The following is a 23,205-nucleotide window of genomic DNA, read 5'->3' on the forward strand; positions in this document are numbered from 1 at the left end:
CCGCCGGAATTTTCCCCGCCGCATTCTGCGGCTCCTCGCGCGTCAAAATTCAGGCGCCGCCAGATCCTCCACATCCGTTTCGGCCTTGCAAGGTGCAACCCTGCTTCCCGGTCTGCTGTCGATCCCCGCAATGACGCAATCGACACGGAGATCCATCATGCAACAGCTCGCTCAATTCCTCGCCGCCACCGGCCGCCAACTCCGCGCCCTCGGCAAGGTGATCAGCCACTTCTTCCGCAAGGGCAAGCTCGCACTGAAGCTTGCGATCAAGATCCCGTTCTTCGTTGACATCGAAGTGTCGTTCGAGACCGATTGGAACCTGCGCCGATGAGGCGCCTTACGGCCCGGTTCGGCGGGCCGTTCTCATTGTGCCACTGAGGCGCGCGGACGATAGCCGCGCTTGCGCTTTCGTCGGAGCAGATCGAGGAACAGGTCTACAGCTTCCTCTTCCCGACCGAAATGATGGATCATCATCTGTCCCTTGCTTCCGATGCGGCCCCATTTGCGCAGGAGACAGACGTCCCCGAACAGGTTCGGCTCGATTGACATGGCATAATAGCGCGCCATGTTCTTCGCTACATCGGTGCGTTCGACATAAAGATGGTAGGGTTGCGCGATCATGAGGGTAGAATCGCCGATCCCGGGAAACGCGTCCAACGACACTTATGAATCGGTCGGCGCTGATCGATTCACGACGGTGATGATAAGCGAGGGGACGAGACAGGCTTGGTGCGAGACGCCTTCGGCGCACGGCTCTACTCGCTCACGCTCCCCGAACCCGCCGGGCGGTTTCGGCCATCCGGCAACGATCCTCTCGCGGGTCCTCAGCCGCACCATCCATGTCTGGCACCGTCCCAGCGCCTGGCGAGGCCCTCATCGACAAGTCTGTCCCCGATCGAGTGCCCGGATCGTGTTACGGTCCGGAGCTTGCGACCATACTTGTCTTCATCGCGCAAGCCAGCGGAAAGCGAGAAGTTGCCGGCATTCAGCAGCGCCAGCAGGCGTGCCTTCGCCGCCTCGCCCTTGATGCGTTCCGCTTCGCAGCGCGGCGGGCTGAGTTCCGGCGTGTCGATATCCGCGATGCGGATTTTCTGGCCCTCGAACCAGAAGGTATCGCCGTCGACGACGCAGTTCATGCGCGCGCTCTCGCCGCAAAACGCAAACGCGGCCGCCAATCTATCTGCCGCCGGCGTTCTAGCCAAAGCGAGTACGCCAGAGAGATCGCCGCCGCCGAAGGCAAACCAGCCTCCAGCAGCAACAATGATGGCTGAGATCAACGCCATCAGCGATGTGCGCGGACCTTTCTGTCCGGACTGGGGTGACTTTCCCCGCAGGCGATATCGATCATTCCTACTGCCGGACTTCCGCGGCCTTCTGAACGGAACCACATTCGATTTCGCCACTTGCCCGTCCTCTTCTGTTTGCCTCAAGCTATCTCGGACCTGGTTTCATCTGCGTTTACGGCCCGACCTGAAGTCGGGCCGGCAGGATGGTGTGCGCAGGCGGGGCGCAGTCGGTCCCGCCTCCCCTTCGGGCCACCATGTTTGAGGCTCCTGCGGCTGCGCTGTTTCCCGCCCCTCGCACGACGAGAATTCCCGAAATCCCGCCCGTTGGGCGGCCGCTATGCTGATTTCTCCGATACTCTTCATTATGCTCGATGGGCCTTGCTCGTTGCACTGCGCGCCGGCTCGATCGGATGCGCGTCGGGCCTGCCTTTGAGCTGGTGAAACTTGTTCGTCCCGACGCACCTCTTCATATCCTCTCGCCGGAACCAGATGGCACGGCCGCATCTCAGCGGTGCGTTCCCCGCCGTGAAGACGATCTGCTCGTCGGCACGCATGCGCAGGACCTCATGAGGCTGGATCAGAGGTCTGGCGGCCAGTTGCTTCGATCGTGTGCGAGACGATCCGCTCGCCTGAGAACTGCGGCTGACCTGGTCGATCTCGACCGTCGTCATGCCGCAACGGCGCGAGATGTAATCGGCGGTTTCGGGATCGTTGATGGCGGCAAAGGAAATCCAGCTCGCGCTTTCGAACCATTTGCTTGCCGCGTCGCGACCGCCATAGGTCTCGCGCATCTGGCCGATCGACTGGTAGATCATGAGGAGCGTGATGCCGTATTTCCGACCGGCGTCGCGGGCTGTCTCAAGGATGCGCATGTAGCCGAGGCGCGCGACCTCATCGAGGAGAAAGAGAGTCCTGCCCTCCATTTGCCCATTGCGGTTATAAATCGCGTTCAGGAACGAGCCGATGATGACGCGCGCCAGGCCCGAATGCGTTTCCAGCGTCTTGAGATCGACATTGATGAAGATGTCGGTCTTTCCCTCTCCAAGATCTTGCGTCGTAAAGCTCGTACCCGAGACCAGGGCGGCGTAGTTCGGATAGGACAACCAATGTGTTTCCTTGACCGCGTTGGCGTAGACGCCGGAAAAGGTCTCGGGCGTCATGTTGACGAAAGCCGCGACATTTTCCTTCACGAAGTCCGAGTCTGAGTTGTCGTAGATCGACTGCAGCCGCTCCCGCAGTTTCGGCTCCGGCTCGGAGAGGTTCTTGCGCACCTGCCGAAGCGTCTGGTCGTTCTCCGGCGTGTGGCCGGAGAGGCAAACATCGGCAATCAGCGCTGTCAGCAGCTGCAAGGCCGAGGCGCGGAAGAAATCATCACGAACGCCGCGCGCGCCGCCGCTATCGCTCATGATCCAGGAGGCGACCGAGGCGATATCCTCCTCTTTCGTTCCGCCGAACCGGCCGATCCAGTCGAGCGCGTTGAAGCCGATCTCCGAGCGCTTCGGATCGAGGACAAAGACATCTCGGTCGGCGTCGCCACGGTGCTTCGACACCATCGGAGCGACCTCATTCGACGGGTCGAGGACGACGAGCGCCCCGCCCCATTTGAGCGCCGTCGGGATCGTGACCGATGTCGTCTTGAAGCCGCCGGAGCCGGCGAAGACGATGCCGTGCGACGAGCCGAACGAGCCGTCGAAGCAGAGCAGTGGTGAGGTCCCGCCTGCTCCCCACGTCTCGGCGCTGTCGGCGCGAAACGCGTATGCCGCGACGCTGTCCCTATCGACCCGGTAGCGCTCGCCGATGACCATGCCGCCATCCGCGTCAAACAGCTTTTCGGCTTGCGACAGCTTCATCCAGTCGGCCTCGCCGTGCAGAGCCCGCTTGCCGTAAATGCGTTTCGGCTCGGACCTGGCGAAAGCGGCGTTGCCGGCGATCGCCACCCGCATGCCGAACAACACGGACATCAGCACGGCGGCCGCGCCGATCGTCGTTGCGGGATCGAGATAGTTCAGGATCGACTTGCCGGCCGGCACCTCGCCCCGGAACGCGGAGAGCCGTATCGTCTCACGCAGGATCGCGACGACGAGCGTGGCGATCGCGCCCGTGAAAACGCCCCAACCGGCAGACCTAATCCTGGCTGAGCCGGCCACCGCAAACAGGAAGACGATGCCGACGAGGGAGGCGACGACATAGGGCAGAGCGATGCCCGCCCGGCCGAGCATCTGTTTTGCGGCATCGCTCTTGCCGAAGGCGGAAAGCCAGTGTTCGACCCCCGCCATGCCGACTGCCGTCAGCATCATCAATGCGCAGGGTGCGACGTATAGAACGATTCTATTCATCGCTCTCTCCGAACGCCGCAGCACCAATCGCGGTGAGCCGAAGGCGCTCCTGCTGATCTCCCTTCAGGCGGCCGGCGGCATCGATGAGAAGCCCGAGCAGCAGCGCCCGCTTCTCGTAGCGAAACCCGGCCTTGACGATGAGGCCGCCAAGCTCGATCTTTTCCCGCGTGTCCTTCTTGCGGGCGTCGGAAGTCGCCGTGCGCGCCATCCGCTCAAGCCTCAGCAGTCCCGCCCGCAGTCGCGCCAGCCGCGTCCTGCGTGGACGATGCGCTGCTTTCGCCGGCGCTACCCACCTTCTTCCCTCCGGTTGCAGCGACCTTTCCTCCGCGAAACCGCTTCGCCAGGTCCTCGAAGGCTGCCTGCAGCGTTGTCTCATCGACTTCGATCTCGCCGAGACCTGCCTTGAGCGCGATCCGGCCGATGCGCTCAGCCTCCCGGGTCTCGGCCGCCTTGAGTTGCTCTTGGAGCTTGGCGATTTCGTCGCGGATTTTCGAGGATGGCTTCTTCATGTGCTGATGACTCCTGGGTGAGAAAGCTTTGTCTTGCGAGGCCAGTCTTCCCGATCGACGCGCGGAACGCACTAGGCGGATCATGCAATCGCCAGCGGCGATGCTTTGGTGAATGATCCCGGCCGTTCCGAAGGAGCGGATCCGAAGGGCGCAATTATACGTCGCTGCCGCGACGCCCTGCTTTTAGGCCCTGGCGGGGCCTGCCGCTCCCGACGAACCCGTTGATATTGTTCGCAACCGGGAAAGAACTCCGCCGTGGCCGTCCCCCATTTCTCCGTCAGCGTCGTCGCCCGCGGCTCCGGCCGCAGCGCGGTGCTGTCGGCGGCCTACCGGCACTGCTCCAAGATGGAGTATGAGCGCGAGGCGCGGACGATCGACTACACCCGCAAGCAGGGTTTGCTCCACGAAGAGTTCGTCATCCCCGCCGATGCGCCGGAATGGCTGCGCGCGATGATTGCGGATCGATCGGTGGCCGGCGCCTCGGAAGCGTTCTGGAACAAGGTCGAAGATTTCGAGAAACGCTCCGACGCCCAGCTCGCCAAGGATGTGACGATCGCCTTGCCGATCGAGTTGACGCCCGAGCAGAACATTGCGCTGGTGCGGGATTTCGTCGAGCAGCACATCACGGCGAAGGGCATGGTCGCGGACTGGGTCTATCACGACGCACCGGGCAATCCGCATGTCCATCTCATGACGACGTTGCGGCCACTGACTGCGGACGGGTTTGGCGCTAAGAAGGTCCCGGTAACGGGGCCAGACGGCAATTCGATCCGCAACGATGCCGGCAAGATCGTCTATGAGCTCTGGGCCGGAAGCATCGACGATTTCAACCTGTTTCGGGACGGATGGTTTGCCTGCCAGAACCGGCACCTGGCCCTTGCGGGTCTCGACATCCGCGTCGATGGCCGCTCCTTCGAGAAGCAGGGAATTGACCTGGAACCGACCATCCATCTCGGCGTCGGCACGAAGGCGATCGAACGAAAATCCGATGGTGCGTCCGAGCCGGTCGAGCTCGAGCGTCTCGAACTGCAGGAGGCGAGGCGGAGCGAAAACGTCAGGCGGATCGACAGGAATCCTGAGCTCGTGCTTGCCCTGATCATGCGGGAGAAGAGCGTCTTTGACGAACGGGACGTGGCTAAAATCCTGCACCGTTACGTCGACGACGCGGTGCTGTTCCAAAGCCTGATGGTGAGGATCTTGCTCTGCCCCGAAACCTTCCGCATCGAGCGCGAGCGGATCGACCTTGCCAGCGGCATCCGAGTGCCGGCCAAATACACGACGCGCGACATGATCCGGCTCGAAGCCGAGATGGCCAATCGCGCCGTCTGGCTGTCTCAGCGATCGTCGCATGGCGTTCGCGAGGCAGTGCTGGCGGCGACATTCGAGCGCCATGAGCGTCTTTCGGATGAGCAGAAAACGGCGATCGAGCATGTGGCGGGACCTGAGCGGATCGCGGCCGTGATCGGCCGAGCCGGCGCCGGCAAGACGACGATGATGAAGGCCGCACGCGAGGCCTGGGAAGCTGCGGGTTATCGGGTCGTCGGCGGCGCACTTGCCGGCAAGGCGGCCGAGGGCCTGGAGAAGGAAGCGGGCATCATCTCGCGCACGCTTGCTTCGTGGGAGCTGCGCTGGAACCAAGGGCGGGATCAACTCGATAGCAAGACGGTTTTCGTTCTCGACGAGGCTGGCATGGTGTCATCTCGGCAGATGGCGCTGTTCGTCGAAGCGGTGACGAAGGCCGGCGCCAAGCTCGTTCTCGTCGGCGATCCCGAGCAGCTTCAACCGATCGAGGCCGGTGCTGCCTTCCGCGCCATTGCCGATCGCATCGGCTATGCCGAACTCGAAACCATCTACCGCCAGCGCCAGCAATGGATGCGTGACGCCTCGCTTGATCTTGCACGCGGCAAGGTTGGCAAGGCGGTCGAGGCCTATCGCGCCAATGGCAGGGTCATCGGGTCGGATCTCAAAGCCGACGCTGTTGACAACCTCATCGCTGCCTGGGACCGCGATTACGATCCGGCGAAGACGTCGCTTATCCTCGCTCATCTGCGCCGTGACGTGCACATGCTCAACCAGATGGCGCGCATCAAACTCATCGAACGCGGGGTTCTCGATCAGGGAACCATGTTCAAGACCGCCGACGGCGAACGCAACTTCGCCGTCGGTGACCAGATCGTGTTCCTAAGGAACGAGGGATCACTGGGCGTCAAGAACGGCATGCTGGCCAAGGTCGTAGAGGTTGGAGCGGGACGCATCACCGCGCGGATCGGCGATGGGGAGAATGCCCGCCTGGTGCTGGTCGAACAGCGCTTCTACAACAACCTCGATCATGGCTATGCCACGACGATCCACAAGAGCCAGGGTGCGACCGTCGACCAGGTCAAGGTGCTGGCCTCCCTTTCGCTCGACCGCCACCTCACCTATGTCGCCATGACCCGTCATCGCGAGGATCTGGCCGTCTACTACGGCCGCAGATCCTTCGCGAGGAACGGCGGGCTTATCCCGATCCTGTCGCGAAGGAATGCGAAGGAAACGACGCTCGATTACGAGAAGAGCGCCTTCTACCGACAAGCGCTTCGGTTTTCAGAAGCCCGCGGTCTCAATCTCGTCAATGTCGCCCGCACCCTGGTTCGCGACCGGCTGGAATGGGTCGTCAGCCAGAAGCAAAAACTTGCCAATCTCGGTCTCCGCCTTGCGGCCATCGCCGGCAAGCTCGGGCTTGTCCGCGGCGCCGCGCAGGCCCCAACCCAAAACAACACCAAGGAGGAAAAGCCGATGGTATCGGGCATCACAACCTTCGTCAAATCGGTTGACCAGGCGATCGAGGACAAGGTCGCCGCCGATCCAGGATTGAAGAAGCAATGGGAGGAGGTCTCGACCCGCTTCCACCTCGTCTATGCCCAGCCGGAAAGCGCGTTCAAGGCAGTCAATGTCGATGCGATGCTGAAGGACGAGAGCGTCGCAAAATCCACGTTGGCGACGATCGGATCGAAGCCCGAACACTTCGGCGCGCTGAAGGGCAAGACCGGGATCCTCGCCAGCCACGCCGACAGACAGGAGCGAGAAAAGGCGCAAACGAATGCGCCGGCGCTGGCCCGCAACCTTGAGCGCTATCTGCGCCAGCGGGCGGAGGCGGAACGGAAGTTCGAGGTCGAAGAACGCGCTGTCCGTCTGAAGGTCTCGATCGATATTCCCGCGCTGTCGCAAAGTGCCAGGCAGACCCTCGAGCGCGTTCGCGATGCGATCGACCGCAACGACCTGCCCGCCGGCCTCGAATATGCGCTCGCCGACAAAATGGTGAAGGCGGAACTGGAGGGTTTCGCCAAGGCGGTATCGGAGCGGTTCGGCGAGCGAACGTTCCTGTCGCTTGCTGCAAAGGACCCCAATGGACAGACCTTCAATGCCGTCACGTCGGGAATGACGGCTGGACAGAAGGCCGAGGTGCAATCGGCGTGGAATATGATGCGGACGGTGCAGCAGCTCGCCGCGCATGAGCGCACGACCGAGGCGCTGAAACATGCGGAGACAATGCGTCATACGAAGAGCCAGGGGCTCTCGCTCAAATGAAAACATCCGTGTTTGCGTTCGGCACGCGAAGCGCTCAAAGGACCTTTGCTGTCGTGCTCTTGGCCCTGGCGATATCTGTCATTGGCGGCGGAGTTGCTGCCGCAATCGTCGGCGGTTTCCGCATTAACCTGACACCGAGCGAACCCCTTGGCCTCTGGCGTATCGCGGCGCTCGATCGCCCGGCAGCTCGTGGGGATCTCGTTTTCATTTGCCCTCCGCAAACGGTGGCGATGGTGCAGGCGAGAGAGCGTGGTTATCTCCGGTCAGGAACCTGCCCAGGCGGCGTTGCGCCGCTCATCAAGACGGTCGTCGCCGTTGCCGGGCAGCATGTGGAAATCGGCGCCGGCGTGATGATCGATGGGCGTCCGATCGCGTCTTCCGACCTGATCGCGCAAGACGGTAAGGGTCGGCCGATGAAGCCCTTTCCCGGCGGGATCGTGCCTGACGAAAGCGTCTTTCTCCATTCACCGCTCAGGGGCTCGTATGACTCCCGCTATTTCGGCCCCCTGCCCGCCTCAGGGATCCTCGGCCTGGCGCAACCGGTGCTCACCTATGCGCCGTGAGCACCTCCAGCCAGGCGCATTGATCGCCGTTTCAATCGTCACCGGTGCGGTGGGATGGAGTGGCCACGTCCTGCTTCTTCCGGTCGCGTTCACGTTTCCGGTTCTCTGGGGGCTGGCGCGAACGAGACTGACCGCCGCGTTTGTCTCTGCCGGCTATTTCCTCGCTGCGTCACGCGGTCTGCCACAGGGTGTTGCCACCTTCTATTCCTCGGACTTCTGGCCGGGACTACTGCTTTGGCTTTGTGCGTCCACCGGCTTCGTCATCGTGCACACCGTCCTCTGGACGAAGAGGAAGGGTATTCGTCCGTGTCACTATCTCCTGGCAGGCTTACTCATGGCCATTCCGCCATTCGGCATCCCCGGCTGGGCTCATCCGATCACTGCCGCGGGCGTTTTGTTTCCAGGGTGGGGATGGTGGGGACTGGTTGCCGCGACAGCCGGCCTCATGGGCCTCGTAACCCGCATGTGGCCAGCTGTCGCGATTGTCCTGGCAGGCTTTTGGATCTGGTCCGCCGCAACCTGGGACGAACCGAAACTAGCTGAATCGTGGCAGGGGGTCGACCTTGAAATGGGCGCATCGCTGGGCCGCGACCCCAGCATCGAGCGACACCGTGATCTGATTGCCACGGTGAAGGATCGGGCATCGGGGGGCGCACGCACGATTGTTCTTCCTGAAAGCTCCCTGGGCTTCTGGACGCCGACTGTCGAACGGTTCTGGGTGCGAGCTTTGAGAGGAACTGACGCCATCGTCATCGCCGGCTCGGCCGTCATCGATGCGGGCGGATACGATAATGTTCTGGTCGCTATCTCCAGTGAGGGCGCGCGGACCCTCTATCGCGAGCGCATGCCGGTGCCAGGTTCGATGTGGCAGCCGTGGCGGGCGTTGCTCTCTCAGAGCGGCGGTGCGCAGGCACATTTCTTCGAAAATCCGGTCGTGACGGCCGCCGGCCGTCGGATAGCGCCGCTAATCTGCTACGAGCAACTGATCGTCTGGCCGGTCCTGCACTCCATGCTTGAGGATCCTGATCTCATCGTCGCAGTCGGCAACGGCTGGTGGACGCAAGGGACATCCATCGTCGCCATTCAGCGCGCCAGCGCCAAAGCCTGGGCGCGGCTCTTTGCCAAGCCAATTATTTTTTCCTTCAACACCTGATTGCCAAAGGAGACGTCATGCTCGACGCGGCCCTCATTCAGAAATGCGCCGACCCCTCGCTGAAGCCCGCGATCGTCGAACAGTTTGTGGCAGCTGCAGGTTCGAACGATCCAATGGCCGTCACCGTCAAATCCGGCGGCCGATTGATTCTCGTTCCAAAGGCGGCGTCCCCTGACGAGGCGATGGCGATCATCCGGCAGTATGTCGGACAGGCGGTGGTTCGCGTTGGCCTGACGCAGTTTCCGGCGGGCGTCGGGATCAAGGATGTCTCCGATCTGAAGCCCGACCTGCTCGACAGTTGCGAAAACCTTCGCAAGGGGACGGCGATGTTCGCGAAAGTCTTGCGCATCGTCGCCAAATGGTATGGCAATCCTAGGAGCGATGAGGTTTTCCCGCAAATATTCGAGGACGCTGTCTATGCCTGGAAGACGGGGGAATTCGAGGGCGTGAGCGTTTTCCAGGCGCCCGATCCAGGGGGCTCAGTCGTCAATCAGCGTGAGCCGATCGACAGCGGGGGAACTGATGACGCAGCAGACGACGCTTCCCCGCCGACCGACGCCGAACCTCAAGATGAGAGACAAGTTGGCGCAGCGGGGATGCGGATTGATCTTTCGCGTATTGGTGGGCAAAAGTAGCTGCCCGGCTTCGTCCAGGATGATCAGGCGCGATCGATGCCTGGCGTTGCAGATCTATCGAAGGCGAGCTGGCGACCGGGAAAAACGCTTCATGCTCGCGCACGGCTCTGCCCTTCCTATATCTTTCCTAACGATTGCATGATCATATCAAAGGGCGTATCGCCTGCTTCGAACAGAGGAAAACGGTGCCTAAGGTCAATCCATCGATCCTGCGTTGGGCTCGCGAAACCGCGGGGCTTACTCTCGAGGATGCCGCTGAAAAAGTCGGTCTTGGCGAGGCTCGCGGCGTAGCGGGCAGCGATCGCCTGGCCATGCTCGAGGCGGGGGAAAGCGAGCCGACACGGCCGATGCTTTTGAAAATGGCCGCGCAATATCGCCGGCCCCTTTTGACGTTCTATTTGGCAGAGCCACCGGGTGTGGCCGCGCGCGGCGAGGATTTTCGGACCCTGCCGGCTGAGTTCGCGAAGCGCGATGCGGCATTGGTCGACACGTTGCTGCGTGAAGTGCGCGCGCGGCAGGAAATGGTTCGAGCCGCGCTCGAAGCCGAGGACGAGGCAACCCCGCTTGATTTCGTCGGGTCGTTTGATCAAAGCCTGGGCGCCGAGGCATTGGCGACGGCCATCCGGACGCGCCTTGTGTTCGAATTAAAGACGTACCGGCATGGAAGCGGCCGCGGAACGCCCAAGGGTTTCGCCTATCTTCGCGAGCGGGCCGAGGCGGCCGGCATTTTCGTGCTCCTTATCGGCAACCTTGGCAGTCATCACAGCACCCTGAATGTCGAACTCTTCAGGGGCTTCGCCTTCGCCGATCCCGTCGCGCCTTTCGTCGTGATCAACGATCAGGACAGCGAGCAGGCGTGGTCATTCACGCTTCTGCACGAGCTTGCCCATATCTGGCTCGGTCGGACCGGTGTCAGCGGGGGACGGCCGGCAAGCGCGATCGAGACGTTCTGCAATGATGTTGCCGGGCGCATCCTGCTGCCCACGGCGGAAATCGCGCTGGAGCCTTCGCTCGTTGGGGCGTCGCAGGAACAGGTGATAGCGCGGATTTCCGCAATCGCGGATGCTCGGCAGGTCAGCCACTCCATGGTGGCCTACAAGCTCTATCGCGAAGGCATCATCGACCAGGAAACATGGTCAGCGGTCACCACGCTATTCCGCCAGCAGTGGCTGAGGAACCGAGCCACGCAACGCGATCGTGCCAGGGAAAACGAGGGCGGTCCAAGTTACTATACGGTCAAACGCCATAAGCTCGGCAATCGGCTCGTCGAACTCTCCAGGCGAATGCTGGCGGAGGGCGCCTTGTCGCCTTCGAAGGCCGCCGCGATCCTCGGTGTTAAAGCCAGCAACGTCTATTCCCTTACCGATAGCGCGGCGTAAGGAGAAGCCGTGCATCTCCTCGACGCAAACGTTCTGATAACCGCCCATAATCTGTACTACCCGATCGGCCGGTTTCCGGAATTCTGGGATTGGTTGGTCCATATGGGCGAGGCCGGCGAGATCAAAGTTCCCGTGGAGATCCTCGAAGAAATCACCGAGGGTTCGGAAATCGGTCGCTGGCTGAGCGAAGCTGACAACTACAGTGTTCTGCGGCTGGACGAAGATGTCGACCCGGCCTTGGTGCAAGCTGTTATCGAGAAATACGCTCCCGATCTGAACGACGCGGAAGTCATCGAGATCGGGCGGGATCCGTTCCTGATCGCCTATGCGATGGCGCTGCCCGCCAATCGAATCGTGGTGACGGTTGAGGCTTCGAAGCCAAGCGCAAAGCGCGCAAATCGCCGCATCCCCGATGTCTGCAAGGATCTCGGTGTCAAGTGGTGCAACAGCTTCGAAATGATGACGGCCCTGAACTTCACGACGGCTTGGCGATCCCGAATCTGACTTTCGCGTGGTAATGTCAGCCCGGATTTGTCTCCGTCAGGAATTCTCTTGGATCGACAGCCAGTGCTTTGGAAATCTGGCCAAGGACCGTGAGCGTTGCAGACATCTCTGCACGCTCAATGGCACCGATATGGCGCGCACTCAGGCCTGTGCGATGGGCCAATTCTTCCTGCGTCAGTTTCTGGCCATGGCGGATACGACGCAAATTCCTCGCCATGACCTCGTTGAGATCCATGACATCAGCGGAAACAGAATCGGAACTATTGTTCTAGGAACTATAGTTCCGATTCAACAAAGCCTGTGATATTGCCGGGTGATCAGATGTTTACTCTTCCAAGAGGATCGTCTGACATAGGAGCCGAGAGGCGTGCGCGAATACGGCGCAGTCGTGCCAATCCATCGATCTGGGAAGGAAAAGAAATGCAAGATGCGGGTTCCTCGCAAGCCGGAGGAGACCAGAGGAAACCTCGATACGATTTGATGGACAAGGCGGAATTGGAGACGCTGACAGTGGCCGCCATTCGCGAACATCGCCGTCTCCTTGCCGCCGACCAGGCTGTCTACGAAGAGTGGATACGCGCAAGCGAGGATCCTACAATCGCCAGCTCGGTTTTGGAGACCCTTCAGGAAGAGCATTTTGCGCGCCAGAAAAGGGCCGCAGCTCAGCAGGATGAGCTTTCGGATATGCTTGACGCACTCGGCTTCGTGCCCGCGGTGCCCACCGATGATGACGTTAGTTAAGCTAGCTGGGAGGCAGCAAACCCCGATCCTTGGCGATCGCCACAAGATGCGGCACCGACTCGGCGCCGAGCTTGCCACGCGCCTTATCGAGATGGTGCTGCACAGTCCGGAAAGCGATGCCGACCAGATTGGCCGTTGTAAGCGTACTCTTTCCTTTTGCCGCCCAGATCAAGCAGTCCATTTCACGCGGCGACAGCGCCTGCTTTGGATTGAGGGTGGTCTTGCCGCCGATCATCTTCAAGCGATAATGGATCATCATCACCAATTGCACTGCCCGTTTCGGGTCAAAAGCGACCGGCAGTTCCACATTCCTTTCGGAGGATGCGAAGGTCAGCATCATCGATGTTCCGTAGCTGCCTTCCACGGGAATGGTCATGCCACAACGGATTCCGTGCTCGATCGACTCGTTGCGAAACTTTCTGAGCTCAGATGAGCCGCGCGGTCTCCAATCGTCCGCCGTCCAGAAGAAAATATCGCCCTTCCGTTTGGCCTGCGTCACCACGGGATCAATATTGGAGTAATCGGCCGAGAGATAGGTGCGTTCCCATGGCTTTGGATAGGTGTTGAAGGTCTTGATCTGGGCGCCTTCCTTTTGAAGATACGCAAATCGCTCGTAGCCGCAGGCCTCTGCGAAGCGCTTCATGGCACCTTTGATCGTAAGCTCGTCCTGCGCAGCTTCCAACATGTCGACGAGCGAGCGAAATTCTCCATCCACCAGCGTTTCTCCTGTCTTATCGACCTGTAGGTCGGTCATGATCTGGCACATCGAGACACTCGAACGAGCCTCGCCGCCCGGCGGCCAAGCCATAGCCATAATCAGCCACAGGCATCTCGACGCAACCCACGGTGCCCGCGTAGCGCGGAGCAGTACCTCTAGCCGTGCAGGTCTAGCACTACCTGCGATAAGACAAGTTTCAAGTCCCCTTGAACTAAAAAGATGACAAAGACAGGAAAGTTATTGCGGGATTGCAATGTTGCACCGGCATGCGCGGCATGCCAGCGGCTGAAATAGCGTCGGACGATGTTCGTCAGTTTCTGCTGTAGGTCGACGGAAATATAATATCCTGGTCGACCAGCACGTTGAACTTGTAGCCGGGGCGGATCTGGATGGTCGGCTGCACATTCAGGTTCTTCGAGATGGTCTGCTCGGCGACCCTGCCAAATGATTCCGCGAAGTTGCGGCGGGTCGCATCCGATGCGGTCTCCTGCGTCGCGAGCGTCGAGCTTTGCGGCATCGACATGTCGATCCCGGTTCCGATCAGCGCGATGAGTGCCGCAGAACTCCATGTGCGCCAAAGATGGCGATCGACCTTGTCCTTGAAGCCGCCATAGCCTTCGGCATCCGTGCCGGCCATGCCGCCGATTTGCAGCGTCGCCCCGTTCGGGAAAATGAGGTCGGTCCATACGACAAGGACACGTTCCTGGCCGAAAGAGACCTTGGAATCATAGCGGCCGAACAGTTTTGCCCCCTGCGGGATCAGAAGCCGGTAACCGGTGGCGCTGTCATAGACGTTCTGACTGACCTGCGCGGTGATCCGTCCGGGCAGGTCGGAGTTGAGACCCGTGATCAAGGTGGCGGGAATGACTGAGCCGCGCTTGAGCTCATAGGCTGACATCTGCGGCACGACCCGGTTCGGCAAATAGCCAAGGTCCTTGATGTCCTGGTTGAAGAAATCTTCCTTTGATGTCTGAGCGTTTGGATCGACATTCTGCCCCAGCAGACCGGACTTCATGGCAGCGGCGTAAAGGTCCGAGGCGCTATTGGCAGTCATCGCCTGCCGGTCGGTCTCTCTGGAGGTGTTGGCAGCCTTGTCGACGTCCGAAATATCCACCTTCAACGGTGAGTCCAAGGCCGTCGCCCGTGCCTGCAGCCGGGCCATGCGCTGTCGTTGCGCTTCACGGATATACTGTTCATCCTGCTCGCGTTTCAGGCGCGCTTTCCATTCCGCTTCTGATTCCAGTCTCGGGCGCCGCTCCTCTCGCTGGATGGGCGTGCGGTCGACGACGGCGGTTTCCTTCGTGACCTTCTGTTCGACGGCGGGCGTCGGTTGGAAGACTTCGCGTTGTTCCGGATCGCCGATGATGCCGTCGGTGACACCACGCTTGAGCTGGTCGCCGAAGTTCGTTGCGGGAGCGTCCGAGGCGCTGTCGAGATCGTTGTTCCGATTGAAAGGAAGCCCGCGCCAAGACAAGCCGATGACAACGACGCCGACGAACAGCGCGACGATGATGATGGCCAGGATGATCGGCAGCCGGTTCAGACGGCGCATGCCCTTCTGATCGTCGGCCTGGCTGGAGGTGCCCAGTTGCAGAGATTGGACCATGCTATGCTCGCCTCCCCTCAATTGCGCTGCATGATCGACAGTGGGCTTGCCGCGGTGGCCCCGGCTGCCGTTGCCGTATAGGCGCGGCCAAGCGCGATGGATGGCGTTGACAGCCTTGCAAGCACCTGGCCGTCGACGCCGTCGATCGAATAGGCGAGTTCCACGGGTTTGATGTCCTTGCCAACCTTGCCATCGGTTACGACCGTATAACCCCAACCCTTCAGCGCAGCCTCGAGCGCTGTTGCAAAGTCTGATGAGTCCTTCTCCATCTTGATGGTCGTCGTGCCCGCGGGAGCGATCTGCTCGGCAAGCCGGCTTGCCATGTCGCCGGCAATTGCACTTGCGGCCGGACCTGTGAGAGTGGTTGGGGTTGTACCGGTGGTCAGTCCGTCCTCGGCGGTCTGGCAGCCGGAAAGAACGGCGGCGGCGATGAAGACAGTGATGAGAGGCTTGCGCATGGTTCAGCCGCCCCGCCGGATGGTGATCTTCTGCTGGCGCCAGCCGACCCCGGAGACGAGGATTGCTTTGTCGACCGCGTAGTCGACGATCATCATCTCGTTCTTCATCCGATAATTGACGATGCGGTTCTGGCCACCGCTGACGACGAAAAGAACCGGCGCATCCTGGCTCGAAACTGATTTCGCGAACTGGATGTAGGTCTTGGTGCCATCCGAATAGACCCGCTTCGGCTTCCAGGGCGCTCTCCCGCTGATGGAGTAGGAGAAGTTCAACTTGTCGGGCGCGGTTCCGGGAATGCCGCCGGTCTCCAGCCGGGAGTTGATGTCGGCAAGCTTGGTCGAGACGTCCTCGGGGTATTCGAAGCCGACGCGGGCCATGTACTGGCTCGGATGCGATTTGAGCTGGATGTGATAGGTGCGTCGCGAGGTCGTGACCACCATGGAAGTGACGAGGCCCGCCTCCGATGGCTTGACGATCAGGTGGATCGCCTGGCCGCCGGTGGCGCCGGAGGTCGCGGGCTCCACCTTCCAACGCACGGTATCGCCAACCAGAACATCGCGAACGATCTCGCCGCCTTGTAATTCGATATCGCAGACCTGCAGCGGCGAGCAGACGACCGACGGCTGCGTCTCGCCGAAGAGGAAGATGACCTTGCCATCCGGACCGGTCGTGACCAGGCCGGGCGTGCCGCGCCATTTTCTTGAAATGTTCGTACCCTTCATCTCATTCGCCGACATGCTCTGCGCTTGAGCGCCGATCGCAAAGACGAGTCCGGCCAGGCAGCCGGCGGCCGCGATCAATCCTGTTCTGTGCATGTGAAATCCCCTGCCCTTAAAGCTGTGCCGTCCAGTCGAAATCCCGGACATAGAGGCCGATTGGATTGAGGCGGATGGTCGCCTCGTCCTGCGGTGCCGTCAGCGTCACCGTTGCGATCCCGCGAAACCGACGCGTGCCGATTTCCTTGCCCTTGCGGTCCCGTTCATATTCGGTCCAGTCGATCTGATAGGTCTGGTTCGAGAGCGCCACGATATTGTTGACCTCGATAGCAACCGTCGAAGCCTTCGCCTTTTCGAACGGCGAGTTACCGCGGAACCAGGCGTTGATCTTCTCGGTCGAGGGATCCGATGTTCGAAGGAGCGCGTAGGTTCGATCGATATACTGCTTCTGCACCACGGCGTCCGGCGTGATCGAACGGAAGCTGGTGACGAAGTTTCCGAGCGTCGCGCGGACCACCCGAACATCGGCATATTCGATCTGTTGAGGATAGCCTGACGTCACCGCGGTCCCGAGTTTGTCGACCTCGACGATATAGGGAACCAGCTTGACCTGGGTGCTCAGATACATCGCATATGCGAAGCCGATCACGGCCATGGTCAGGCCGAGTATGCCGACGGTGCGCCAAGCGGCGGCGGACTGCACATAGGAACCGTATCGCTCGTTCCATTCCTGGCGCGCGGCAAGATAGGGGTTTTCGGGGGCGCGGTTCGCTGCCATCGATCGATCACTTTCTGATTGCTGTTAGTCTTTGCGTTCGGGAGGTGGCTTCGGCCCGCTATGCCCGCTGCGCGCTTGGTCGAGCTTGGCGTTAGCGAGACCGAGGATCGATCCGGCATAGGCTCCGGGAGAACCGATGGCCTTTTCCTTGGCAGCGGACCCCGCCGCTTTTCCAGCGGACCCGATTCCTGCACCGAAACCACGAAGAGCTGCACCTGCAACGGATGACCCAGCAGCGCGAGCAGCCTGGGCAGCCGCAAAGCCTGCGCCCGCCGCACCCGCTGCAAGGAACCCGGCGCCCGTGGCGAAGGATGCCGCTTGGCCGCCGTGGCGGATCGCCTCCATTCCGCCCGAAACCGAGGCGCCCTGGACAACGCCCTGCATGATGTTCGGCACATAAATCGCGACAATGAAAACGACGACGGCAATGCCGGCAATCGCAAGCGCGGTCTGGAATTGTTCGCCAATGTCGGGTTGGTTTGCCAATCCGATCAGAACCTCCGATCCGATCCGCGAGATCATGACCAGTGCCATGAGCTTCATTCCGACCGAGAAAGCATAGATCAAATATCGGACAGCGAAGTCTTTGGTATAGGAGGAACCGCCCAGGCCGAGCATGATCATGCCGGCGAGCAGTCCGATATACATCTCGACCATGACAGACACGAAAATCGCGGCGACGAGCGAGAACGAGATGACAACGACGACCATCGCAAAAGCGGCAGAGATCGCCAGCGCATTGTCCTCGAAAAGCCCAAACTGGATCTTTTCCGACATCTTGGTGGCGACGGCGAGTCCGGCATTGAAGACATCGGCCGGCGAAGCGGTGCCGCCTCCGGCGCCGATCTGGAACAGGCTATCAACTACTGCCTTGGCGAAGGTCGGCCCTTGTGCCAACACGAAAGCGAAGAAGCCGACGAACATGATCCGCCGGACGAGCTCGGCGAACCAGCTGTCGAGCGATGCAGCTTGTATCGCGAGCCAGATGGCAGCTATGCCGATCTCGATCGTTGCCAGGATCCAGAAAAGCGACTTCGCCGCATCCATGACGGTTGTTTCCCAACCCTTCGCGGCCGTTGTAATCTGGCTTTGCAATGAGGTTAGCACCGAGCCTTCCTGGGCGAGGGCTGGCTGAGCCGCCAGCACGCATAAGGTCGTGAGCAGGATCGCTGCCCTGAGCCGTTGAAGAGATATTGCCGTCATCTCCTCACCACTCGACTTTCATTTTTTCGCCGCCAGAGGTCGGATATTTCTTCGACGAGCCGAAGAACTGGTCACGACGCTCCTGAGCAACCTGCTTTTCGGAGATGAGCAGCCAGATGCCAGCGCTGCCGGCCGCCAGGAAAATCGCGATTGCGGCTAGGATCGATTTTGTTCTCACCATTCCACCTTCATTTTTTCGCCGCCGGAGGTGGACGGTGCCGTTCCGCTGAAGAATTTCTCGCGACGCGCCTGCGCGAGGTCCTTGTCGGTCTGTTCAGTCTGGAGCCAGGTGCCCATCATGGTCATCTGCTGGGATACCAGGCCGCGAAGCTTCTGCATCTGTGCGACCTGCTGCGCGGCGATCTCGTGTCCGACCTGCAGAGCCTTCATCTGCCCGTCGGCGGTCTCGGACATGGACCGCAGCGAAGACATCGTGCCTTCTTCGGTGTCGAACTGCTCTGCCGTCAGGCTCGCGGCCTTCAGCGTGCTGGCGATCGTGTCCCGGTTGGTGTCGGACGAGGTCTGATAGCTTGACGAAAAGCTCTCGGAGCTAGGCAGATTGGTCTTGAGACTGGAATAGCTCTGGAAGCGCTGCTGCAGCACATCGTCGGCATTGCCCATGGAAAATGAGATGCTCTGGCCCTGGTCGACGATGCTGCGAAGCTGATTGAGATCGCTTTCGACCTGTCCCCACATATGCGAGGGAAGCGTCGCGGTGTTTTGCAGCAGGTTCTGGTAGATATTGAGCTGGGTTTCGATCTGTTGCGCCAGCTGGCTGATCTGGGTGAGCTGGTTCTGAATTTGCTCGCCCGATTTCCCGACCAGCGCGACCAGTTCGCCGTTGTTCAGGACCTGCGTCCATTCTGTGGCGGCACCAGTGGCGGTGCCGGCATCTGCGGGCACGGCGGTGCCGGCCATCAATGCGACTGCCGCCAGACCGGCGAGCAATCTATTCGAAGTTGAGCAGCGATACGGCATCGTGAACTCCTCTCGTTTGAAGCCAGTGGATCGGCCAATCGCGGCCATGTTCGGAATGGAGCGCGCGGATGCGCTTCAGGTCTTCCTTGCCGGAGGCCCCGACAAAACTGAGCGCCACAGGGCCGAGCGCCATATCGAATAGCCGCCGGCCTTCGGGGGTGACCACGTAGTATTCGCGCTTGGGAGTAGCGTTCGAGACGATCTCGATCTGCCGCTCGTTGAAGCCGATCCGCTCGTAGAATTCGCGCGTCCCAGGCTCACGAGCGGCGCCGTTCGGCAGGCAGATCTTCGTCGGGCAGGATTCCTTCAGGACATCGATGATTCCGGAGCGCTCAGCGTCCGAGATGGACTGCGTGGCAAGCACGACGGCGCAGTTGGCCTTGCGCAGCACTTTAAGCCATTCGCGGATTTTGTCGCGAAACACCGGATGACCGAGCATCAACCAGGCCTCGTCGAGGACAATCAGGCTAGGCGAGCCATCGAGACGCTTTTCGATCCGGCGGAACAGATAGGTGAGAACGGGCACGAGATTGCGCTCGCCCATATTCATCAGCTGTTCGATCTCGAAGGTCTGGAAGGCGCGGAGGGTCAAACCGTCCTGTTCGGCGTCGAGCAACTGACCCATCGGTCCATCGACCGTGTAATGATGGAGCGCGTCCTTGATCTCGCGCATCTGAACGCCGCTCACAAAGTCCGAAAGCGATCGGCCGGCTGCGCTCGCCATCAAACCAATCTGACGCGAGATAGCGTTGCGGTGATCTGGAGTGATGGCAACGCCCTGCAGCGCAACCAGCATTTCTATCCATTCCGTCGCCCATGCGCGATCACTATCGGTCGCGAGCTCCGAGAGTGGGCAGAAGGCCAGCGCCTCTTCGTGAGCGTCGCCGCCGATCTCGTAGTGATCGCCGCCTGCGGCGAGTGTCAACGGCAGGAGCGAGTTCCCCTTGTCAAAGGCGAACATCTGGGCGCGATCGTAGCGCCGGAACTGCGCTGCGATCAGTGCCAGCAGCGTCGACTTGCCCGAACCGGTCGGCCCAAAGATCAGCGTGTGACCGACGTCGTCGACATGGAGGTTCAAGCGAAACGGCGTCGAGCCGCTGGCCACCTGCATCAGCGGCGGAGAGTTCGGCGGGTAGAATGGGCACGGTGCGACAGGGCTGCCCGACCAGATAGAGTTGAGTGGAATGAGATCGGCAAGGTTGCTGGTGTTGATCAGCGGTTCGCGGATATTGCAATACCAGTTGCCCGGCAGACTGCCGAGAAAGGCGTCGGTCGCGTTGAGCGTTTCGATCCGCGCCCCGAAACCCTCGGCCTGGATCAGCCGGCGGACAGCCTCTGCCTTCTCCTGCAAGGCTTCGCGATCGTGATCGAAGAGGACAATGACCGGGGTATAGTAGCCGTATGCCACCAATTGCGATGAAGCCTGGGCAATGGCGTCCTCGGTCTCGGCCACCATGCTCATGGCATCCTGATCGACTGAGCGGCTTTGCGTCTGGAAGAGTTGATCGAAGAACGGCCTTACCTTCTGCTGCCACTTCTTGCGGGTGCGTTCGAGTTTCTGCCGCGCCTCTTGTGCGTCGAGAAAAATGAAGCGCGATGACCAGCGATAGGTAAGCGGCATCAGGTCGAGGCTATTGAGAATCCCCGGCCAGCTCTCCGCCGGCAGACCGTCGATCGCCACGACGCCGAGAAAGCGGCCTTCGACCTTTGGTGTCAGCCCATGCTCAAGCTCGGCGGTGGCGATCCAGTCGAGGTACATCGGCGCATCCGGCAGTCGGATCGGATGGTTTTCGCCGGTGATGCAGAAGCGAACGAATTGCAGCAGCTCGTCGTAGCGGGCGACCCGCTCCCCTCCCCTCTCGACGACTTTGCGCGTTTCCATCCGGCGTATAGACAGGGTGTTGGCAAGATACTGCTCGATCTCGCGCACGGCGTTCTTGAAGACGAACAGCACCGTGTCCGCATAGCTCTTCTTGCGGCTCTCCTCGTCCGAGTAGATGTATTTGCTGAGCGCCGTCTTTTTGGACTCGAGCGGCCGATATGTGAGGACGAGCGCGTGCTTGCTTTCGAAATGTCCCTGCACGCGCGCGAAATGCGCCCGCCGTTCGGCGTCGATCGCGCGCGTGACCGTGTCGGGAAAGTGGCAACGATCATCTGACGGATAGTCGAACGTCGGAATGCGGACCGCTTCGACTTGGATCATCCAGCCGCTTCCGAGCCTCGACAGTATTGTATTGATCTGGCGCGAGAGTTCGTTGCGCTCCAGATCCGTCGCGCTCTCGGAATCCGGGCCGGCAAAGTACCAGCCGGCCATTAGGCTCCCATCTTTCAACAGGAGCACACCATTGTCGACCAGACCGGCATAGGGAACGAGATCCGCGAAGGACGGGCCAGTGGCCCGGAAGCGTTTGAGCGCGACCATGTCTCCTCCTCAATACCGACGCCACGGCGAGGAGGTCGCCTTGTAGTAATGCTTGTAGGAGATATGGCGGACATAGACTTGCCGCATGAGCGGGTCTGCTTTTGCCATCATCCTCAAGACGCCGACGATGACGATCCAAATGGCAACGCCGAAAAGGGCGGAGTATGCCGTCAGCACTACGAAAATGAGAATGACGGCAGCAAGCCCGGTGAGCAGCACCAGCTCCCGGTCCGCGCCCATCAGCAGGTTCGGGCGCGACAGGGCGCGGTGAATGCGGTTGCGTTGCAGTCCGGACAAGGTCTCAGCCATGACCCCCCTCCCCTGCTGAGCGTGGATCGATGGACGTGGCGCGCTCGTCAGGCGCTCCAATCGAGGCGCCGGTGGCGCCGAAAAGGCCGACGATGTTCGTCGCGCCGAGAAGGATGCCGGCGACAAGCACCACATAGACGAGCCGCCGCGCGAAATCGTTGAGTTCGCCCCCGAAGATCAGCATGCCGCCGGCGATCGCCACCGCTGCAAGCGCGATGGCACCGGCAACAGGGCCGGTGATCGATTCCTGGATTTGTTGCAGTGGTCCTTCCCATGGGAGGCTGCCGCCCGAACTCGCCAGTGCAGGGGCAAGCGACGCCAGGACGATGGGCGCTGCAAGGAGCGCGGCGGCGATAGTAGCGTTCTTACGCGACATAGCGCGCCTCCTGTTCTTCCGTGAGCTCATCGGACTCGATTTCGTAGTGGCCGTGTGCGTAGCGCTCGACCTGAATGACATCGCGAACGCACCGGCCCCTTGCCGTCCGTTCGATCGAGATGATGAGGTCGACCGCCTCGCCGATCACCTCCTGCATCGGCTGTTGGCTGGCTTCGGCGGTCAGTTGCTCAAGGCGGCGGAGCGCCGACATTGCAGTGTTGGAATGGATGGTCGCGACGCCACCAGGGTGGCCGGTGTTCCAGGCCTTGAGCAAAGTGAGCGCAGCGCCGTCACGGACTTCGCCGACGACGATCCGGTCGGGACGCAGCCGCATCGTGCTCTTTAAGAGCCGCGCCATATCGACAGTATCGCTTGTGTGGAGAAGGACGGCGTTGTCGGCTGTGCATTGGATCTCTGCGGTATCCTCGAGGATGACGAGACGGTCGTCCGGCGCCGACCTGACGATTTCATTGATGACGGCGTTCGCAAGCGTCGTCTTGCCGGAGCCAGTCCCGCCGGAGATGATGATGTTGAGCCGGGACGAAATCGCGCTGCGGATCGTCAACGCCTGCTGCTCGCTCATCACGCCAGTGCGCACGTAATCCTCAAGGGGGATCAAGCGCGAGGCGCGACGGCGAATGGTGAACGCTGGCTTGGAGACCACCGGAGGCAACAGTCCTTCGAAGCGATGGCCGCCGATCGGCAGTTCGCCGGAGACGATCGGCTGCTCGGTATCGACCTCGGATTGGAGCGCATGCGCCACCGTTCCAATCACCATTTCCGCCGCCGCGGACGACATTTCTCCGGCGGGTGCAACGCCATGGCCAAGCCTTTCGATGAACAGTTTGCCGTCCGGATTGAGCATGATTTCGACAACGGTCGAATCATCGAGCGCGACGCAGAGCTGATCGCCGAGCGCCTCCTGAAGCTTGCGGACGAGTCGAGGATGAGAGCGAAGCTGGTTCAC

At 61.1% G+C, this 23,205-nt stretch carries 26 protein-coding genes; 8 read left to right on the forward strand and 18 right to left on the reverse strand.

Going from position 1 to position 23,205, the window contains the following annotated elements; translation table 11 throughout:
* Positions 1 to 157 precede the first annotated feature (157 nt).
* Positions 158 to 331 (forward strand): hypothetical protein, encoded by a 174-nt coding sequence (locus PH552_RS22055; protein WP_167540210.1) that lies wholly within the window; start codon positions 158 to 160, stop codon positions 329 to 331.
* 32 nt (positions 332 to 363) lie between these two features.
* Here the strand turns inward: PH552_RS22055 and PH552_RS22060 are convergent, their stop codons facing one another.
* From PH552_RS22060 to traC, 5 genes are all read right to left on the reverse strand, one after another.
* Positions 364 to 621: a WGR domain-containing protein gene (locus tag PH552_RS22060; RefSeq protein WP_015341943.1), complete on the reverse strand. Its 258-nt coding sequence runs from the start codon at positions 619 to 621 to the stop codon at positions 364 to 366.
* Between the two features lie 203 nt (positions 622 to 824).
* Positions 825 to 1,283, reverse strand: coding sequence for a thermonuclease family protein (locus PH552_RS22065; RefSeq protein ID WP_210273583.1), 459 nt, complete (start codon positions 1,281 to 1,283; stop codon positions 825 to 827).
* 365 nt (positions 1,284 to 1,648) lie between these two features.
* A complete protein-coding gene (traG, locus tag PH552_RS22070) occupies positions 1,649 to 3,622 on the reverse strand; it encodes a Ti-type conjugative transfer system protein TraG (RefSeq protein ID WP_179613311.1) in 1,974 nt (657 codons plus the stop codon).
* On the reverse strand, positions 3,615 to 3,830 hold the full coding sequence (gene traD / locus PH552_RS22075; protein WP_028753562.1) for a type IV conjugative transfer system coupling protein TraD: 216 nt from the start codon (positions 3,828 to 3,830) through the stop codon (positions 3,615 to 3,617). Before traD ends, traG begins: the two co-directional genes overlap by 8 nt.
* Before the next feature lie 4 nt (positions 3,831 to 3,834).
* Complete coding sequence (traC, locus tag PH552_RS22080; RefSeq protein ID WP_028753561.1) at positions 3,835 to 4,131, reverse strand: conjugal transfer protein TraC; 297 nt, start codon at positions 4,129 to 4,131, stop codon at positions 3,835 to 3,837.
* A 255-nt stretch (positions 4,132 to 4,386) separates the two neighbouring features.
* Here traC and traA point away from each other — a divergent pair, with 255 nt between their 5' ends.
* The 6 genes from traA (at position 4,387) to PH552_RS22110 (ending at position 11,932) form a co-directional block, all read left to right on the forward strand.
* Positions 4,387 to 7,698 (forward strand): Ti-type conjugative transfer relaxase TraA, encoded by a 3,312-nt coding sequence (traA, locus tag PH552_RS22085; RefSeq protein ID WP_179613310.1) that lies wholly within the window; start codon positions 4,387 to 4,389, stop codon positions 7,696 to 7,698.
* Positions 7,695 to 8,261, forward strand: a complete 567-nt coding sequence (gene traF / locus PH552_RS22090) for a conjugative transfer signal peptidase TraF (protein ID WP_097607845.1) — start codon at positions 7,695 to 7,697, stop codon at positions 8,259 to 8,261. Before traA ends, traF begins: the two co-directional genes overlap by 4 nt.
* Positions 8,251 to 9,414, forward strand: a complete 1,164-nt coding sequence (locus PH552_RS22095) for a conjugal transfer protein TraB (RefSeq protein WP_179613309.1) — start codon at positions 8,251 to 8,253, stop codon at positions 9,412 to 9,414. The genes traF and PH552_RS22095 overlap by 11 nt, the downstream gene beginning before the upstream one ends.
* A 17-nt stretch (positions 9,415 to 9,431) precedes the next feature.
* On the forward strand, positions 9,432 to 10,049 hold the full coding sequence (locus PH552_RS22100; protein ID WP_097607847.1) for a TraH family protein: 618 nt from the start codon (positions 9,432 to 9,434) through the stop codon (positions 10,047 to 10,049).
* A gap of 185 nt (positions 10,050 to 10,234) precedes the next feature.
* Positions 10,235 to 11,428 (forward strand): XRE family transcriptional regulator, encoded by a 1,194-nt coding sequence (locus PH552_RS22105; protein ID WP_179613308.1) that lies wholly within the window; start codon positions 10,235 to 10,237, stop codon positions 11,426 to 11,428.
* A 9-nt stretch (positions 11,429 to 11,437) separates the two neighbouring features.
* Positions 11,438 to 11,932, forward strand: coding sequence for a DUF4411 family protein (locus tag PH552_RS22110; RefSeq protein WP_179613307.1), 495 nt, complete (start codon positions 11,438 to 11,440; stop codon positions 11,930 to 11,932).
* Positions 11,933 to 11,948: 16 nt separating this feature from the next.
* On the opposite strand, the gene PH552_RS22115 is transcribed toward PH552_RS22110, so the two are convergent.
* Positions 11,949 to 12,167 carry a helix-turn-helix domain-containing protein gene (locus PH552_RS22115; RefSeq protein WP_097607850.1) on the reverse strand — a complete coding sequence of 73 codons (219 nt, stop codon included), beginning with the start codon at positions 12,165 to 12,167 and terminating at the stop codon, positions 11,949 to 11,951.
* A 185-nt stretch (positions 12,168 to 12,352) separates the two neighbouring features.
* On the opposite strand from PH552_RS22115, the gene PH552_RS22120 reads away from it, so the two are divergent.
* A complete protein-coding gene (locus tag PH552_RS22120; protein WP_168318672.1) occupies positions 12,353 to 12,673 on the forward strand; it encodes a transcriptional repressor TraM in 321 nt (106 codons plus the stop codon).
* 1 nt (position 12,674) lies between these two features.
* On the opposite strand, the gene PH552_RS22125 is transcribed toward PH552_RS22120, so the two are convergent.
* The 12 genes from PH552_RS22125 to trbB form a co-directional block, all read right to left on the reverse strand.
* A complete protein-coding gene (locus tag PH552_RS22125; protein ID WP_168318673.1) occupies positions 12,675 to 13,388 on the reverse strand; it encodes an autoinducer binding domain-containing protein in 714 nt (237 codons plus the stop codon).
* A 313-nt stretch (positions 13,389 to 13,701) separates the two neighbouring features.
* The gene (gene trbI / locus PH552_RS22130) at positions 13,702 to 14,997 is read right to left on the reverse strand and encodes an IncP-type conjugal transfer protein TrbI (RefSeq protein ID WP_097607853.1); all 1,296 of its coding nucleotides are present in this window, start codon (positions 14,995 to 14,997) and stop codon (positions 13,702 to 13,704) included.
* A gap of 17 nt (positions 14,998 to 15,014) precedes the next feature.
* Positions 15,015 to 15,455: a conjugal transfer protein TrbH gene (gene trbH / locus PH552_RS22135; protein ID WP_097607854.1), complete on the reverse strand. Its 441-nt coding sequence runs from the start codon at positions 15,453 to 15,455 to the stop codon at positions 15,015 to 15,017.
* Between the two features lie 3 nt (positions 15,456 to 15,458).
* Complete coding sequence (gene trbG / locus PH552_RS22140; RefSeq protein WP_179613306.1) at positions 15,459 to 16,271, reverse strand: P-type conjugative transfer protein TrbG; 813 nt, start codon at positions 16,269 to 16,271, stop codon at positions 15,459 to 15,461.
* A 16-nt stretch (positions 16,272 to 16,287) separates the two neighbouring features.
* A complete protein-coding gene (locus PH552_RS22145) occupies positions 16,288 to 16,950 on the reverse strand; it encodes a conjugal transfer protein TrbF (RefSeq protein ID WP_097607856.1) in 663 nt (220 codons plus the stop codon).
* A gap of 24 nt (positions 16,951 to 16,974) precedes the next feature.
* Positions 16,975 to 18,153 carry a P-type conjugative transfer protein TrbL gene (gene trbL, locus PH552_RS22150; protein WP_179613305.1) on the reverse strand — a complete coding sequence of 393 codons (1,179 nt, stop codon included), beginning with the start codon at positions 18,151 to 18,153 and terminating at the stop codon, positions 16,975 to 16,977.
* Between the two features lie 4 nt (positions 18,154 to 18,157).
* Entirely contained in the window at positions 18,158 to 18,334 is a 177-nt protein-coding gene (gene trbK, locus PH552_RS22155; RefSeq protein ID WP_179613304.1) for an entry exclusion protein TrbK, read from the reverse strand.
* Positions 18,328 to 19,131, reverse strand: coding sequence for a P-type conjugative transfer protein TrbJ (trbJ, locus tag PH552_RS22160; RefSeq protein ID WP_285166294.1), 804 nt, complete (start codon positions 19,129 to 19,131; stop codon positions 18,328 to 18,330). The genes trbK and trbJ overlap by 7 nt, the downstream gene beginning before the upstream one ends.
* Entirely contained in the window at positions 19,103 to 21,553 is a 2,451-nt protein-coding gene (locus PH552_RS22165; RefSeq protein WP_179613303.1) for a conjugal transfer protein TrbE, read from the reverse strand. The genes trbJ and PH552_RS22165 overlap by 29 nt, the downstream gene beginning before the upstream one ends.
* Before the next feature lie 9 nt (positions 21,554 to 21,562).
* The gene (locus PH552_RS22170) at positions 21,563 to 21,862 is read right to left on the reverse strand and encodes a conjugal transfer protein TrbD (protein WP_097607860.1); all 300 of its coding nucleotides are present in this window, start codon (positions 21,860 to 21,862) and stop codon (positions 21,563 to 21,565) included.
* Positions 21,855 to 22,238: a TrbC/VirB2 family protein gene (locus tag PH552_RS22175; protein ID WP_132077642.1), complete on the reverse strand. Its 384-nt coding sequence runs from the start codon at positions 22,236 to 22,238 to the stop codon at positions 21,855 to 21,857. Before PH552_RS22175 ends, PH552_RS22170 begins: the two co-directional genes overlap by 8 nt.
* Positions 22,228 to 23,205, reverse strand: coding sequence for a P-type conjugative transfer ATPase TrbB (trbB, locus tag PH552_RS22180; protein WP_132077645.1), 978 nt, complete (start codon positions 23,203 to 23,205; stop codon positions 22,228 to 22,230). The genes PH552_RS22175 and trbB overlap by 11 nt, the downstream gene beginning before the upstream one ends.

The organism is Rhizobium aureum, assembly GCF_030182495.1.
Lineage (GTDB): Bacteria > Pseudomonadota > Alphaproteobacteria > Rhizobiales > Rhizobiaceae > Rhizobium > Rhizobium tropici_C.

What these genes read in the sequence shown, in the direction of transcription:
- PH552_RS22055 (WP_167540210.1), top strand. Translation starts at nt 158, where the DNA reads ATGCAACAGCTCGCTCAATTCCTCGCCGCCACCGGCCGCCAACTCCGC.
- PH552_RS22060 (WP_015341943.1), bottom strand. Translation starts at nt 621, where the DNA reads ATGATCGCGCAACCCTACCATCTTTATGTCGAACGCACCGATGTAGCG.
- PH552_RS22065 (WP_210273583.1), bottom strand. Translation starts at nt 1,283, where the DNA reads ATGGCGTTGATCTCAGCCATCATTGTTGCTGCTGGAGGCTGGTTTGCC.
- traG (WP_179613311.1), bottom strand. Translation starts at nt 3,622, where the DNA reads ATGAATAGAATCGTTCTATACGTCGCACCCTGCGCATTGATGATGCTG.
- traD (WP_028753562.1), bottom strand. Translation starts at nt 3,830, where the DNA reads ATGGCGCGCACGGCGACTTCCGACGCCCGCAAGAAGGACACGCGGGAA.
- traC (WP_028753561.1), bottom strand. Translation starts at nt 4,131, where the DNA reads ATGAAGAAGCCATCCTCGAAAATCCGCGACGAAATCGCCAAGCTCCAA.
- traF (WP_097607845.1), top strand. Translation starts at nt 7,695, where the DNA reads ATGAAAACATCCGTGTTTGCGTTCGGCACGCGAAGCGCTCAAAGGACC.
- PH552_RS22095 (WP_179613309.1), top strand. Translation starts at nt 8,251, where the DNA reads ATGCGCCGTGAGCACCTCCAGCCAGGCGCATTGATCGCCGTTTCAATC.
- PH552_RS22100 (WP_097607847.1), top strand. Translation starts at nt 9,432, where the DNA reads ATGCTCGACGCGGCCCTCATTCAGAAATGCGCCGACCCCTCGCTGAAG.
- PH552_RS22115 (WP_097607850.1), bottom strand. Translation starts at nt 12,167, where the DNA reads ATGGATCTCAACGAGGTCATGGCGAGGAATTTGCGTCGTATCCGCCAT.
- PH552_RS22120 (WP_168318672.1), top strand. Translation starts at nt 12,353, where the DNA reads ATGCAAGATGCGGGTTCCTCGCAAGCCGGAGGAGACCAGAGGAAACCT.
- trbI (WP_097607853.1), bottom strand. Translation starts at nt 14,997, where the DNA reads ATGGTCCAATCTCTGCAACTGGGCACCTCCAGCCAGGCCGACGATCAG.
- trbH (WP_097607854.1), bottom strand. Translation starts at nt 15,455, where the DNA reads ATGCGCAAGCCTCTCATCACTGTCTTCATCGCCGCCGCCGTTCTTTCC.
- trbG (WP_179613306.1), bottom strand. Translation starts at nt 16,271, where the DNA reads ATGCACAGAACAGGATTGATCGCGGCCGCCGGCTGCCTGGCCGGACTC.
- PH552_RS22145 (WP_097607856.1), bottom strand. Translation starts at nt 16,950, where the DNA reads ATGGCAGCGAACCGCGCCCCCGAAAACCCCTATCTTGCCGCGCGCCAG.
- trbL (WP_179613305.1), bottom strand. Translation starts at nt 18,153, where the DNA reads ATGACGGCAATATCTCTTCAACGGCTCAGGGCAGCGATCCTGCTCACG.
- trbK (WP_179613304.1), bottom strand. Translation starts at nt 18,334, where the DNA reads ATGGTGAGAACAAAATCGATCCTAGCCGCAATCGCGATTTTCCTGGCG.
- trbJ (WP_285166294.1), bottom strand. Translation starts at nt 19,131, where the DNA reads ATGCCGTATCGCTGCTCAACTTCGAATAGATTGCTCGCCGGTCTGGCG.
- PH552_RS22165 (WP_179613303.1), bottom strand. Translation starts at nt 21,553, where the DNA reads ATGGTCGCGCTCAAACGCTTCCGGGCCACTGGCCCGTCCTTCGCGGAT.
- PH552_RS22170 (WP_097607860.1), bottom strand. Translation starts at nt 21,862, where the DNA reads ATGGCTGAGACCTTGTCCGGACTGCAACGCAACCGCATTCACCGCGCC.
- PH552_RS22175 (WP_132077642.1), bottom strand. Translation starts at nt 22,238, where the DNA reads ATGTCGCGTAAGAACGCTACTATCGCCGCCGCGCTCCTTGCAGCGCCC.